This window comes from Variovorax sp. W2I14 (genome assembly GCF_050435205.1).
Taxonomy (GTDB): domain Bacteria; phylum Pseudomonadota; class Gammaproteobacteria; order Burkholderiales; family Burkholderiaceae_C; genus Variovorax; species Variovorax paradoxus_C.
Genome location: NZ_JBNDJX010000001.1, coordinates 2,443,548 through 2,456,225, shown reverse-complemented (window position 1 = coordinate 2,456,225; position 12,678 = coordinate 2,443,548). Strand labels below are relative to the sequence as shown.

The 12,678-nt window shown below is 66.9% G+C and carries 13 protein-coding genes; 7 read left to right on the top strand and 6 right to left on the bottom strand.

What is annotated here, in order from left to right; translation table 11 throughout:
- Positions 1-18: 18 nt before the first annotated feature.
- Entirely contained in the window at positions 19-456 is a 438-nt protein-coding gene (locus QF040_RS11375; protein ID WP_429611107.1) for a PPC domain-containing DNA-binding protein, read from the bottom strand.
- 53 nt (positions 457-509) lie between these two features.
- On the bottom strand, positions 510-896 hold the full coding sequence (locus QF040_RS11370) for a hypothetical protein (RefSeq protein WP_429611106.1): 387 nt from the start codon (positions 894-896) through the stop codon (positions 510-512).
- Positions 897-1,341: 445 nt separating this feature from the next.
- On the opposite strand from QF040_RS11370, the gene QF040_RS11365 reads away from it, so the two are divergent.
- Positions 1,342-5,454, top strand: coding sequence for a CheR family methyltransferase (locus tag QF040_RS11365; RefSeq protein WP_429611105.1), 4,113 nt, complete (start codon positions 1,342-1,344; stop codon positions 5,452-5,454).
- 39 nt (positions 5,455-5,493) lie between these two features.
- Here the strand turns inward: QF040_RS11365 and QF040_RS11360 are convergent, their stop codons facing one another.
- Positions 5,494-5,832 (bottom strand): PRC-barrel domain-containing protein, encoded by a 339-nt coding sequence (locus QF040_RS11360; protein ID WP_306878635.1) that lies wholly within the window; start codon positions 5,830-5,832, stop codon positions 5,494-5,496.
- Between the two features lie 245 nt (positions 5,833-6,077).
- Between QF040_RS11360 and QF040_RS11355 the strand changes: the two genes are divergently transcribed.
- Together QF040_RS11355 and QF040_RS11350 are read left to right on the top strand one after the other, a co-directional pair.
- Complete coding sequence (locus tag QF040_RS11355) at positions 6,078-6,458, top strand: hypothetical protein (protein ID WP_429611104.1); 381 nt, start codon at positions 6,078-6,080, stop codon at positions 6,456-6,458.
- Between the two features lie 93 nt (positions 6,459-6,551).
- Positions 6,552-7,334, top strand: coding sequence for a MauE/DoxX family redox-associated membrane protein (locus QF040_RS11350; RefSeq protein ID WP_429611103.1), 783 nt, complete (start codon positions 6,552-6,554; stop codon positions 7,332-7,334).
- A gap of 37 nt (positions 7,335-7,371) precedes the next feature.
- Here QF040_RS11350 and QF040_RS11345 read toward each other — a convergent pair whose 3' ends face one another.
- Positions 7,372-8,154 carry a metallophosphoesterase family protein gene (locus tag QF040_RS11345; protein WP_429611102.1) on the bottom strand — a complete coding sequence of 261 codons (783 nt, stop codon included), beginning with the start codon at positions 8,152-8,154 and terminating at the stop codon, positions 7,372-7,374.
- 170 nt (positions 8,155-8,324) lie between these two features.
- On the opposite strand from QF040_RS11345, the gene QF040_RS11340 reads away from it, so the two are divergent.
- Positions 8,325-9,224 carry a nucleotidyltransferase gene (locus QF040_RS11340; protein ID WP_429611101.1) on the top strand — a complete coding sequence of 300 codons (900 nt, stop codon included), beginning with the start codon at positions 8,325-8,327 and terminating at the stop codon, positions 9,222-9,224.
- Positions 9,225-9,276: 52 nt separating this feature from the next.
- On the opposite strand, the gene QF040_RS11335 is transcribed toward QF040_RS11340, so the two are convergent.
- Complete coding sequence (locus QF040_RS11335) at positions 9,277-9,558, bottom strand: hypothetical protein (protein WP_429611100.1); 282 nt, start codon at positions 9,556-9,558, stop codon at positions 9,277-9,279.
- A gap of 292 nt (positions 9,559-9,850) precedes the next feature.
- Here QF040_RS11335 and QF040_RS11330 point away from each other — a divergent pair, with 292 nt between their 5' ends.
- Positions 9,851-10,276 carry a CBS domain-containing protein gene (locus QF040_RS11330; RefSeq protein ID WP_429611099.1) on the top strand — a complete coding sequence of 142 codons (426 nt, stop codon included), beginning with the start codon at positions 9,851-9,853 and terminating at the stop codon, positions 10,274-10,276.
- An 85-nt stretch (positions 10,277-10,361) separates the two neighbouring features.
- Positions 10,362-10,985, top strand: coding sequence for a BPSL1445 family SYLF domain-containing lipoprotein (locus tag QF040_RS11325; RefSeq protein ID WP_429611098.1), 624 nt, complete (start codon positions 10,362-10,364; stop codon positions 10,983-10,985).
- Positions 10,986-11,034: 49 nt separating this feature from the next.
- Here QF040_RS11325 and QF040_RS11320 read toward each other — a convergent pair whose 3' ends face one another.
- Positions 11,035-11,283 carry a hypothetical protein gene (locus QF040_RS11320; RefSeq protein ID WP_429611097.1) on the bottom strand — a complete coding sequence of 83 codons (249 nt, stop codon included), beginning with the start codon at positions 11,281-11,283 and terminating at the stop codon, positions 11,035-11,037.
- 384 nt (positions 11,284-11,667) lie between these two features.
- Here QF040_RS11320 and QF040_RS11315 point away from each other — a divergent pair, with 384 nt between their 5' ends.
- Positions 11,668-12,663: a Bug family tripartite tricarboxylate transporter substrate binding protein gene (locus QF040_RS11315; RefSeq protein WP_429611096.1), complete on the top strand. Its 996-nt coding sequence runs from the start codon at positions 11,668-11,670 to the stop codon at positions 12,661-12,663.
- Positions 12,664-12,678: the final 15 nt, after the last annotated feature.

Below are 12,678 nucleotides of genomic sequence, written 5' to 3'. Positions count from 1 at the left end.
CAGGCCAACGACGCCTGCTCAGGCGTCGATGTCGATCAGGGCCAGCCCGGTCTCGGGGTTGCAGGTCTTGCGCAGGTAGCCGGGCGACTCGATCAGCAGCACTTCGAGCGTCGGCTGCACGGTGGCCTGCAGCACATGGCCGCCGATCGTGCTGCCATCGCGCCGGCCCAGCACCGCATGCGCATGCACCTTGGGCCGATCGCCGTCGAGCGCGATGTCGCCGTTCAAGGAGAGCACCTCGACCTGCTCCTGGACCGGAATCCGCTCGTAGTCCTTCCGCTCCCAGTCGAAGTAGCCGAGCACCGCGCCACGCAGCGCGCCGATGGCGCTGAAGCGGCTGGCCGAGAGCGCGTTGTCCTCCGCGAATTTCTCCAGGAGGGAGACGACGTCGTCTCCCTTGTCGAAGACCAGCGCGATGGTGCGCTCGGGGCTCGTGTTGAGGATCTTGGATTTCATGGCGAGGTGTTCCTGTGTTCCTGTAAGGAGGTTGGGTGGTTTGGGCGCGGCGTTCAGCGCACGGGTTTCTGCTCGCAATCCTTGGCGGACGGCTCCTTGCAGCCGTCCCGCCGCGACGGGGCCGAGGGCGCTTCAGGCGTCTTGCCGGCGCCGTTCGGCTCGGCGTCCTGCACATGCGCGGGTGGCTTCTTCACCAGGCCGGGGTCCTTTCCCGCGGGGGCGGGCTTGGTGAGCGCCGGATCGACGGCGGCAGGGGGCTTCACGATGAAGTCCGATTCGCCGCCTGGCTTTGCTGGCGCACCGGCTGGCGCGGGCTGCTGGCCTTGCTGCCCTTGCGGCGATTGCGCCGCGGCAAGCCCGGCAAGAAGTGCCAGCGCACCGATCATCGACACGGCCCTTGCAGCCGACGCCATGGCTGTAGCTGAAGCTCGCGTGGGCATCGTTGTTGCTCCTTCGCTCTTGCATACGTTCAAGGCTCTACCGTTTCACCCGAAGGTTCCTGTCCGTGTAGGCGCTGTTCACCGGCGACCGAAGGGCGCATTCGCAGCCTCGGCGCCTGGCGCCGCGTTGCCATTCCCGGCCTCGAATGCCACGGCGTGACCTCCTACATCCACCATTGGATTCAAGTCGGAAACTGCGCAAATCAGGGGGAGCGACGGGCCGCGACAGGCCGCATCTGCGATGCAGCGGCCGTCCAGGATGGCGACCGGCGAGGGGAGTTTCGGCACCTCCTCAACGCGGGCAAAATCGCAATCCCGCCCATGAGCGGCTCCAGGGCCGCTTCCGCCCATCTGTAGTGAGCACGATTTGCCCGATTCCACATCTTCCGCTGCGGATGAGCCCGTCCCCTCCGAGTCCACCCCTGCCATCCCTTCCGATGCTTCCATGCCGGACTTGGATTCGGCCGTCATCCCGAGCTCGCTGAATTTCCCGGTCATCGGCGTCGGCGCATCGGCGGGCGGTCTCGAGGCGCTGCTGCGCTTCTTCGAGCACCTCCCCGCGCGTGCCGGCATGGCCTTCGTGGTGATCCTTCACCTGTCGCCCAAGCACGAAAGCAGCGCCGCCGACATCCTGCAGCGCACCACGCGCATGAAGGTGTCTCAGGTGACCGGGCCCACGCCCATCGAAGCCGACCAGGTCTACGTGATCCCGCCCGGGGTCGAGCTGACGATGAACGACGGCTACCTGCGCGTCGCACCGAGCGAGCGCGCGAAGGGCCAGCATGTGACGGTGGACGTCTTCTTCCGCACGCTGGCCGAAGCCCACCGCGAACGGGCGGTGTCCATCGTGATGTCGGGCACCGGCAGCGATGGGGCGGTCGGGCTCACGCGCATCAAGGAGCGCGGCGGCATCGCGATCGCGCAGGCGCCCGACGACGCAGCGCACACCGGCATGCCGCTGGCGGCCATTGCCACGGGCATGGTCGACATCGTGCTGCCGGCCGCGGAAATCGGCCAGCGGCTGATCGATCTCTGGACCAATGCGCGCCAGATCCGGATGCCCGATGCCGAGAAGATCGGCGGGTTCGTCGCGCCGCCCGAAACGCAGGCGGCCGCCCAGCAGGCGGAGCAGGCACTGCAGGAAATCATCGGCCTGCTGCGCACCCACACCCGGCACGACTTCAGGCATTACAAGCGGGCCACCGTGCTGCGCCGCATCGAACGCAGGCTGCAGGTGAACCGGCTGACGGACCTGCCGGCGTACCGGGATTTCCTGCGCGAGCACCCGCAGGAGGCCGTGCCGTTGCTGCAGGACATGCTCATCAGCGTGACCAACTTCTTTCGCGACCGCGAATCCTTCGAGGCGCTGGAGCGCGATGTGCTGCCGGAACTGCTGCAGCGCAAGCAGGCGGGCGACCCGCTGCGCGCGTGGGTCGCGGGCTGCGCCACCGGTGAGGAAGCCTATTCGCTGAGCATCCTGCTGCGCGAGCAGGCGGACCTGCACGCGCGGCCGCTGGAGATACAGATCTTCGCCACCGACATCGACGACCGCGCCATCGCCACCGCGCGCAAGGCGGTCTATGCACAGGGCATCGTGGAAGACATGACGCCCTCGCGGCTGCGGCAGTTCTTCATGAAGGACCATGACCAGTACCGCGTATCGACCACGGTGCGCGAGCCGGTGCTGTTCGCATCGCACAACCTGCTGCGCGATCCGCCGTTCTCGCGGCTGGACCTGATCTGCTGCCGCAACCTGCTGATTTATCTGGACCGCGCCGCGCAGGCCCATGTGCTGGAGATGTTCCGCATTGCGCTCAAGCCGGGCGGCTACCTGTTCCTGGGCACCTCCGAATCGATCGATGCGGTCGGCAACCTCTTCACGCCGGTCGACAAGAAGAACCGCATCTTCCGCGTCAATCCCGACCTGCCGCCCGGGCGCCACATGCCGCTGATCAGCGACATGCCACCCGCGCCGCAGGCCGGCGCCTTCGTGCCGCCGCGGCGGGCGTCCAAGCGCACCGGCTCCGAGCGCGCGAGTTTCGCGGAGCTGCACCAGGCGGCGCTGGAACAGTTCTCGCCGCCCAGCGTGCTGATCAACGCCGAGCACGAGGTGCTGCACCTGTCGAACGGCGTCGGGCGCTTCCTGGAGCGCGCGAGCGGAGAGCCTTCGAACAACCTTTTGAACAACGTGCGCCCGGACATTCGCCTGGAGCTGCGCACCGCGCTTTTCAAGGCGAGCCAGACGGCGCGCAGCGTGGAAACGCGGCTGGTGCAGCGGCAGCAGAACGGGCGCCAGGTCTTCCTGAACATCATCGTGAGGCCGCTGCAGCCCGCGGAAGGCGAGTCGCAGCAGTTCACGCTGGTCGTCTTCGACGAGGTCGAGGAAAGCATGCGTGCGAACGACGGCGAGCCGGTCGACGCGGCGCGCGAACTGCTGATCGGGCAGCTCGAGGAAGAGATACGCCAGCTCAAGCTGCACCTGCAGGACACCATCGAGAGCGCGGAGACCTCCACCGAGGAACTGAAGGCCTCGAACGAGGAACTGCAGGCCATCAACGAGGAGCTGCGTTCGGCCAGCGAGGAACTGGAGACGAGCAAGGAGGAGCTCCAGTCGATGAACGAGGAGCTGGTGACGGTCAACTTCGAGCTGAAGGTCAAGGTCGAGGAGCGCGGCCACATCAACGACGACCTGCAGAACCTGATCGCGTCCTCGGAGATCGCCACCGTCTTCGTGGACCGCGGCATGCACGTCAAGCGCTACACCCCGCACGCGGGCAACCTGTTCAACCTGATTCCCTCGGACCTGGGGCGTTCGCTCTTCGACATCACGAGCCGGCTGGACTACCCCGAGCTCGCGGAAGACACAGCCGCGGCCTTCAACGAGTTGCGCACCATCGAGCGCCATGTGCCGAGCACCGACGGCCGGCACTTCCTCGCGCGCATCCTTCCGTACCGCACGGCCGAGGACAAGATCGAGGGCGCGATCCTCAACTTCTTCGATGTGTCCGAGCTGCGCTTTGCCCAGGACAAGGTGCGTGCCGGCGAGGAGCGCCTGCGCCTGGTGGCGGCGACCACGCGCGACTTCGCGATCATCACCACTGATGAGGCCGGGCTGATCACCTCGTGGAACGTCGGCGCGCAGCGCATCTTCGGCTACACGGAAGAAGAGATGCTGCGCCGCCCGATCGCGGTCATCTTCACCGCCGAAGACCAGGCGCACGGCGTGCCGCAGCAGGAGATGCGCCGCGCGGCCGAGACGGGCCGCGCCGCCGATGAGCGCTGGCACCAGCGCAAGGACGGCAGCCGCTTCTTCTGCAGCGGCGTCATGAGTCCGCTGGACGACGCGAGCGGCGGCGGCTTCGCCAAGATCGCGCGGGACATGACCGGCACGAAGCAGCAGGAACTGGCGCAGGAGCACCGGCTGTTCAAGGAGAAGCAGGCCAACTTGAGCGCGCAGATGGCCAACGAGCTGAAGGACAAGTTCCTGGCCGTGATGTCGCACGAGCTCAAGCAGCCGCTGAACCTCATCCAGATGAATGCCGAACTGCTCATGCATCTGCCGGCGGCCGCGCAGATTCCGGCCGTGCAGCGCGTGGGCGAAACCATCAAGCGCGCCGTGGCGAGCCAGACGCGGATCATCAACGACCTGCTGGACCTGTCGCGCATCCGCACGGGCAAGCTGCGGCTCTCGCGTGTCACGGTCGACCTGGGCGAGCTGGTGCAGTCGGTGGCCCAGGCCGCGGTGGCCGACGCGCCGAAGAAGAAGCTGCTGCTGGAGACCCATTGCGACGAGGCGGTGCATTGCCACGGCGACCGGGTGCGTGTCGAGCAGATCGCCTGGAACCTGCTGAGCAACGCCGTCAAGTTCACGCCCGATGGCGGACGCATCAGCGTGCGCGTGGAAACCGAGGGCGACTTCGCCAGGCTCACCGTGGCCGACACTGGCTGCGGCATCGCCGCGGAGTTCTTGCCGCACGTGTTCGGCATGTTCAACCAGGCCAACGGCGACACGGCGCTGCCCAACGGCGGCCTGGGCATCGGCCTGGCGCTCGTGCAGGAACTCGCGCTGGCGCACGGCGGCCGCGCGGAGGTGAAGTCGCCGGGGCCGGGGGAGGGTGCGGAGTTCACGGTGTGGCTGCCGAGCAGCGGCGCGACGGACAGGCCGGCGAAGAACGTGCCGCACGCCGAAGTGAGCTTCGGCGGCTGGCGAATCCTCGCGGTGGACGACTATGTCGATGCGCTGGCGCCCTTTGCCGAGGTGCTGCGCCTGGAAGGGGCCGTCGTGGACGTCGCCGACAGCGCGCGCAAGGGCCTGGAACTGCTCGATGCCAACACCTACGACCTGCTGGTGTCCGACCTCGGCATGCCCGAAATGGACGGCTACCAGTTCATCGCGGAAGTGCGCAAGCGCCCGGCCACGCGCGCGCTGCACGCGATTGCCATGTCGGGCTTCGGGCGCCGCGCCGACGCGCGCCGCGCGCTCGAAGCCGGCTTCAATGCGCACCTGCCCAAGCCGGCCTCCATCGAGGAACTCAAGGCCGCCATCGCCAGGCTCTGAAGCCGCGGCGCGGACGGCTGCAGGACACGCCGTCGGGGGTCAGAAGCCGTAGTACTTGTTGATGCTGCGGGTATACGGCTCGTCGTAGTCGGGAATGCTGGCGGTGGCATACCGTGGCGCGCCTTCGAGCGTCGCCTTGTCCAGCGGCACCACGTAGCCGTCCTGGGCGGTGTCGTACTTCAGCATGTTCCACGGGATCGGATAGCGGTCGGTGCCGATGCCGAGAAAGCCGCCGAACTCCAGCACCGCGTAGCGCACCTGGCCCGACAGCTTGTCGATCATGAGGTCGTCGATGCTCCCGAGCTTGTCGCCCGCGGGGTTGTAGACCGTCGTTCCTTCGACGCGGTCCGATGAAATGACATTGGTCGTGCTTGCCATGGCCGTTTTCTCCATGCCGACGCGCCTGGGAAGCGCCGGCGCCAGTGATGCAAAGCCCAGGCGAATGGTGTCTCTTGCGCATGCGAGGCGGTTCATCGGCCATGCGCGATTCGCGTTGTAGGAATCGGGCTGAGGGCGCGCGCCGGCCCTGTCGATTTGATTGACGGCGGGCTCAGGCGATGTCCGACACGCGGAGCGTCGCAACGCGGTGATGTTGGCGCGACAAGGAGCATGAAATGACGGACATGACGACTACGACAACGACCAAGCACAGTGGCGGGACGCGCATGCGGGCTGTCTGTGCCTACGCGGGCCTGGCGGGCCTGATGATGGTCGCGGGCGCCACATTCGCGCAGGGCTCGTCGACAGGCAATCCCAAGGGATCGGTCGCGCCCAGCACGCAGGGCAATTCGGCGAGTCATCCAGCCGAGCCGGCGCGCACCGTGGACACCGGGCGCTCCGACCCCCTGGATTCCAGCAAGGGGCCGCCCGAGGTGCGAGGGAATCGCACGCAGCGGCCCGGAGGCGGGTCGGCCACCGGCGGGCTCACACGGCGCAATCCGCAGGACAACGCCACCTCCCCGGCGCCGCCTCCCAGCAACGCGAACTCCAGGCCCGGCAAGTAGCCGCTTGCCTTGTGGAGGAGGGAGCACGACCGCGTCGTTCGACATGCCCGTGCTCGACCCCGCACCGATCGGTGTGAACCGGAAAGCCCACGCATGAACACCACCACACGCACCGCCGACCATACCGCCGCCGGAAAGACCGCCACGCTGTACCGCATGGTCATGCCCGAACATGTCTGCCCGTTCGGCCTGAAGGCGCGCTTCCTCTTGCGCCGCAAGGGCTATCGGGTCGACGACCGGTGGCTGCGCACGCGAGCGCAGACCGATGCGTTCAAGGCCGAGCAGCACGTCGAGACCACACCGCAGGTCTTCATCGGCGGACAGCGCATCGGCGGCTACGACGAGCTTCGGCGCCACTTCGGCCTCGCGGTGCGGAAACCGGGCGAGGCGTCGTACCGGCCGGTGATCGCGGTGTTCGCGGTGGCGCTGCTGCTGGCGGGCGCGAGCCTGCTGGCGGCCGGCCGCCCGCTGGCCGGCTCGCAGCTCTTCCTCTCGTTCATCGCGTTCAGCATGTGCATCCTCGCGTTGCTCAAGCTGCAGGACGTGGAGAGCTTCTCGACCATGTTCCTCAACTACGACCTGCTGGCACGGCGCTTTGTGCCCTATGCCTATTTCTATCCGTTCGCCGAGTTGTCAGCCGGTGTGCTCATGGTGGCGGAGCGGCTGCCCGAGGTTGCGGTGCCGTTGGCGATCTTCGTGGGAAGCGTGGGCGCGGTCTCGGTCGTCAAGGCGGTGTATGTCGATCGCCGCGAGCTCAAGTGCGCATGCGTCGGGGGAAGCAGCAACGTGCCGCTCGGGTTCGTGTCGCTGACCGAGAACCTCATGATGGTCGCGGCGGCGTTGTGGATGGTGGTGGATCACTGGGTCCTCACCTGACGTCGAGGTCCTGCGAGGCAGGTCCCCGGTTCTTGTCTTATGCCTGGGCAGCCGCCGGCGTTCTTTCGTCGACCGGCTCGCGCGGCAACTCGAAGAGAAAGAAGGGCGGCGTATCGGGCCGGGTGCGCTGCAGCAAGGGCTTGGCCACGTTGTAGACCGGCACGCCGTTGATGGTGCGGCCCTCGGGCGTGCCGCGATGTGCGTGGCCGTGGAACACGGCGTCCATCGGGTAGCGCAGCAGCGGGGCTTCCAGCCGGCTGCTTCCGAGGAAGGGAAAGATCTCCGCCGGTTCACCCTCGACGGTGCCGACGATGGGCGCGTAATGCAGGAGTGCGATGCGGCGCCGCGTGCGCAGCTTGGCCAGCGCCGATTCGAGCTTCATCGCCTCGTTCAGCGCCTCCTGCACGAACAGCTTGATCGCGGGCTCGCCCCATGCACCGAGCGTGCCGCGGCCGAAGCCGCCGCCGAAACCCTTCACGCCTGCGATGCCCACGCCTTCGATCTCGCACGCCGAGCCGTCGAGCACGCGCACGCCCGCGTGGACCAGTATGTCGGTCACGACCTCGGGCGTGCCCGATTCGTAGTCATGGTTGCCCAGCACCGCGACCACCGGGATGTGCACCGCGCCCAGCTCCTCGGCCAGGATGCGGGCTTCTTCCTCCGTGCCGTAGTCGGTGAGGTCGCCGCACAGCAACAACGCATCGGCCGTTTCGTCGGCCTCGGCGAACAGGCTGCGCAGCGTGCCGGCGGAGTCCTTCTGGACATGGATGTCGCCGACGGCGGCAAAGCGGATGTGGGTCGAGGATTTCGGTGCAGGCATGGCGGCTCGCTTGTTCTTTCGTTTTTCGGTTCTGAAGGTTGAGCCCAGACTGGGCCGTGCCTCGCGCCACCGTCATCGGTCTCATCCCGCAGTCGCTGTAGGCGCCTGCCGACGCGCGTTGAGGCCGTTGGCTTTGCCCCCGCGCCGCCGGGCCGCGCCACCTTTCACGCATGCCATCCACGACCGCGCTCGCCCCGTCCCTCGAAGAAGAAGTCGCGCCGCATGTGGCCGATTTCTATCGCCAGAGCCTGCGCGCCCTGCGCGACGCGGGCATTCCCTTTCTGGTGGGCGGCGCCTTCTCGCTGGCCTGCTACACGGGCATCCGCCGCGCGACCAAGGACCTCGACCTGTTCATCCTGCGCGAGGACTTCGAGCGCATTGCCGCGCTGATGCAGCAGCACGGCTGGCGCACCGAGATGACCTATCCGCACTGGCTGGCGAAGGTGTACGAGGGCGATGCGTTCATCGACCTCATCTTCAACTCGGGCAACGGCGTGACGCCGGTCGATGCGCGCTGGTTCCAGGGCAACTGCCGCTCCGAGGTGCTGGGCGTGCCGGTGCATGTGGCCAATGTGGAGGACAGCCTGCTGTCCAAGGCCTTCATCATGGAACGCGAGCGCTACGACGGCGGCGACATCGCCCACCTGCTGCTGGCCCGCGCCGAGCGGCTGGACTGGGCCAGCCTGCTGGATCGCTTCGGTCCGCATTGGCGGGTGTTGCTGGCCCACCTGGTCCTGTTCGGCTACATCTACCCGGGCGAGCGCCACCGCATACCGGAATGGGTCATGACCCGCCTGAGCGATCGCCTGGCAGATGAAGCGCACGGACCCGCGGCGCCGTCGGACCGCAACGTGTGCGCCGGCACCTTGCTGTCTCGCGAGCAGTATCTCCACGATGTCCAGCAGGGCGGCTATGTGGATGGGCGCCTGACGCCTGCGAGCGGCATGACGGAGCGGGATGTGGCGACGTGGACCCAGGACATCGAGGCGCCGCCTCCGGGGCTGATGACCGGGAGCGACACGCCCGATGCGCCAGCGGGGGGAAGCGGCATCGGCGAGCCACGGAGCTGACCGGGCGATCAAGCCAATAAGTTCTTCGCTCCGCCCGTGGGGAGAGGAGCGCTCAGAACCTCGTTTCCACCCGCAGCCGGTACTCTTCGTCCGCACTGCCTTCGTCGTCGGCGACCGCGATTCTCAGCCGCGCCTGTTCGTGCCGGAGCGCAAGCTCGCAGCGCCGCTCGAGCGTGGTGGCATCGTTCGGCGTGCTGTCGTCGAAGTCGATCAGGAACTGCGACTCTTCGTGGGTGAGCCCATGAAGGACTTCCTGATTGTGGGAATTGATGGCGAGCAGGCTGTCCGCCAGAAGGCGCGCCCGCCGCTCGCTCGAAATTGCAAGTGTCTGCATGAAGAACTCCTTGGGTGGCGCTCCTTGTTCTAGGCTCTTTGAAAGGGGCGCTTCATGGTCGCGCCGCAGCTGAACGTCCGTGTAGGCAGGCATCGCCTCTTGCGCGCGATGAAGGCGGATTCGAGCGCGAAGGCGAGAGGCGCCCGCGAAAGATCCAGCGCCTTCTTTGCACCACCGGCTTTTCGGAAGTTGTCCTACACAGCGCACCGCACAGAAGACTAGACCTGTAGTTCACGCCGCGAGTGCGCGGCTGTGCTGTCTTCTTTTTTTCTTCTTCTCAAAGGATTTCCAGATGCGAAAAGTCAACGCTGTGATGACCCGTGACGTCGAGGTCATCAGCCCCGATGCAACCATCGCACAAGCCGCGCAGCGCATGCGCGACGGCGACTTCGGAATGATGCCGGTGGGCGAGAACGACCGCATGATCGGCGCGATCTCGGACCGCGACATTGCCATCCGCGGCATCGCCGAGGGACATGACGGAAACGCCAAGGTGCGGGACGTCATGTCGGACGGCATTCGCTGGGCCTATGAAGACGACGCCGTCGATCATGCGGCGCAGCTCATGGCCGAGCACCAGATCCGGCGCCTGCCCATCGTCAACCGCGACAGGCGGCTGGTGGGCATCCTGGCGCTGGCCGATGTCGCGGTGAAGGAGCCCAAGGTCAAGCCGGCCACGGAGGCGCTCTGCGGCATTTCCCAACCCGTGCCGGCCTGACCGGACGAGGCGCCCAGGGATTCGCCGACGAGCGAGTCCCTCGCGCCAGGTCCTTCGCCCGGCCCTTCCTGAGTGAGGAGCTGTCATGTACGTCACATCTTCCCGATTGCTTGCCGCCGCTGCCGTTGCGTCGAGCTTCGCCTTGGCCGGCTGCACCGTCACCCGGCCGACCGGTACGGCAGGCGGCGCCTCGGCCCCGTCGCAAACACAGACGGCGCAAACACGAACGCCCGCATCGTCGCCATCGGCCATCGATGCGCAGGTCGACGCGTCACTCTCCAGGCTCTATGAGACCGTCGCCGGCTCACGCGCGCTCGTTGCCGGCGCGCCGGGTGTGCTGGTCTTTCCGTCCGTGGTCGGCGCAAGCCTGGGCGTAGGCGCCGAATATGGCCGCGGCGTCCTGCGCAGCAATGGCCGCACGGAGGCTTACTACAGCACGACCGCCGGCTCCATCGGCTTTCAGGCCGGTGCGCAGTCGAAGGCCGTCTTCTATGTGTTCACTTCCCGCGACGCCCTGGATAAATTTCGCCAGAGCCGAGGCTGGACAGTGGGCGCGGACGCCACGGTTGCCGTGGCAAGGTACGGCGCCAATGGCGTCGTCGACACGAGCACCTTCCGGCAGCCGGTGGTGGCTTTCGTGATGACGAATGTGGGGCTGGAAGCGGGCGCTTCGCTGCAAGGGGCGAAGGTCACGGAGATCCGGCCTTGATGGTGGTAATTCCATCCGCCTGCGGGCGCCGCATGCGTCCGCCTTTTGCCTATTGAAGCGGCACGGATTCCTGGACTGAAGAAAACTGAGTCATGGACGACGAGGGCGCACTCGTCGTGGAGCCCACCAGCTGCAGATCCATCGGATCGCAGGGCGCCGAAATCGACCTGCCATCGAACCGCACCCGGATGTGCGAATGGTTTGCGCTGGCGACGGTGCCGAACCGGCCCTCGCAGATGACGCGGTCGCCTCGTTGGAACGACGCGCCGAACCGATCCCTGATGTCTTTGAAGCTCATACCTGGCCCGTGGAAATGGAGAGGCCATGGTCGCAGTGCGGGGCAGATTTTTCTGTCAGGCGCGGGGTGTTGCGAACTGTAGGACAGGCCAGCCGCCGCGCGAGAGACAGCACCGTTCGGGCAAGAAAAAGCCCGCACGAGGCGGGCAAGGGTAGCCCTGAGAAGGGGAGGAGGGAGAAAACAAGGGGCTACCGAAGTGAAGTCTAACGTACTAATTGGGGTTGTGGTGCATCGCGTTCGGATCGGATTGAAAGCAGGTCTTTCAATTCCAAGGAGTGGAATCAGCGGGATGCGGCGAGGTCACCTCCGGCCTAAGCTGGTGTATCGAAAAGCCAAGGATGCTCATCGCATGCCGCGGTGCATCCACAAGCCAAGGAGACACGCGTGCCCTCAACCTTCGCCCCCTCCCGGCGCCACTTCAATGCCATGGGAGGCGCACTCGCGCTTACGGCGCTGGCCCCGCGCGCCTGGGCCGACAACAACACCTTTCCCTCGAAGCAGATCCGCATCGTCGTGCCGTTCTCGCCCGGCGGTCCCACCGACCTGATGGCGCGCGCGATCGGCAAGATCATGTCGACGAACCTGGGCCAGCCCGTGATCATCGACAACAAGCCCGGTGGCGGCGGCGTCATCGGCATGAGCGAGGTGAAGCACCAGCCGGCCGACGGCTACACGCTGGTCTTTCCGTCGATCCTGGCGGTGACCAATCCGGCGCTGATGCCCGGCTATCCCTTCGACACCCTGCGCGATTTCGCTCCGTTGACCGTGGTGGGTTTCGTGCCCCATGCCGTCGTGGTGCGCACCGATTTCCCCGCGCCTGACCTGCAGGCGCTGGTCGCAAGCGCGAAAGCCAGGCCGGAGGGCCTGTCGTACGGCTCGTCCGGCAACGGCACCTCGGCGCACCTGGGTGCGGCGCTGTTCGCAAAGCGGGCCGGCATGCGCGCGACGCACGTGCCCTATCGCGGCGCCGGTCCCGCGGTGCAGGACCTCCTGGGCGGGCAGATCCAGTTCATGTTTCTCGACATGAGCAGCGCCTTGCCGTTCATCCAGGCCGGTAAGCTGCGCGCCCTGGCCGTCGCGACGGCCACGCGCTTCGAGGGGCTGCCTGCCGTGCGGACCGTGGCCGAGCAGGGCTACCCCGGCTTCGAGGTGCACGGCTGGTACGGCCTGCTGCTCAAGGCTGGCACGCCGGCGGCCGTGACGCAGCGCCTCTACACCGAAGTGAAACGCGCCCTCGAGACCAAGGAAGTGCGCGATCTCTTCAAGGCCCAGGGCATCACCCCCGGCGGCATGCCGCCCGAGCAGTTCACGACGCTGGTGCGCAACGACCTGGCGATGTGGAAGCGCACGGTCGAGGAACTTCACATCACGCTGCAATGAAAGCCAAGGAGCACC

Coding starts and splice junctions, on each gene's coding strand:
- QF040_RS11370 (WP_429611106.1), bottom strand. CDS start 896: ATGCCCACGCGAGCTTCAGCTACAGCCATGGCGTCGGCTGCAAGGGCC.
- QF040_RS11375 (WP_429611107.1), bottom strand. CDS start 456: ATGAAATCCAAGATCCTCAACACGAGCCCCGAGCGCACCATCGCGCTG.
- QF040_RS11360 (WP_306878635.1), bottom strand. CDS start 5,832: ATGGCAAGCACGACCAATGTCATTTCATCGGACCGCGTCGAAGGAACG.
- QF040_RS11320 (WP_429611097.1), bottom strand. CDS start 11,283: ATGAGCTTCAAAGACATCAGGGATCGGTTCGGCGCGTCGTTCCAACGA.
- QF040_RS11355 (WP_429611104.1), top strand. CDS start 6,078: ATGACGACTACGACAACGACCAAGCACAGTGGCGGGACGCGCATGCGG.
- QF040_RS11335 (WP_429611100.1), bottom strand. CDS start 9,558: ATGCAGACACTTGCAATTTCGAGCGAGCGGCGGGCGCGCCTTCTGGCG.
- QF040_RS11365 (WP_429611105.1), top strand. CDS start 1,342: ATGCCGGACTTGGATTCGGCCGTCATCCCGAGCTCGCTGAATTTCCCG.
- QF040_RS11330 (WP_429611099.1), top strand. CDS start 9,851: ATGCGAAAAGTCAACGCTGTGATGACCCGTGACGTCGAGGTCATCAGC.
- QF040_RS11350 (WP_429611103.1), top strand. CDS start 6,552: ATGAACACCACCACACGCACCGCCGACCATACCGCCGCCGGAAAGACC.
- QF040_RS11325 (WP_429611098.1), top strand. CDS start 10,362: ATGTACGTCACATCTTCCCGATTGCTTGCCGCCGCTGCCGTTGCGTCG.
- QF040_RS11340 (WP_429611101.1), top strand. CDS start 8,325: ATGCCATCCACGACCGCGCTCGCCCCGTCCCTCGAAGAAGAAGTCGCG.
- QF040_RS11345 (WP_429611102.1), bottom strand. CDS start 8,154: ATGCCTGCACCGAAATCCTCGACCCACATCCGCTTTGCCGCCGTCGGC.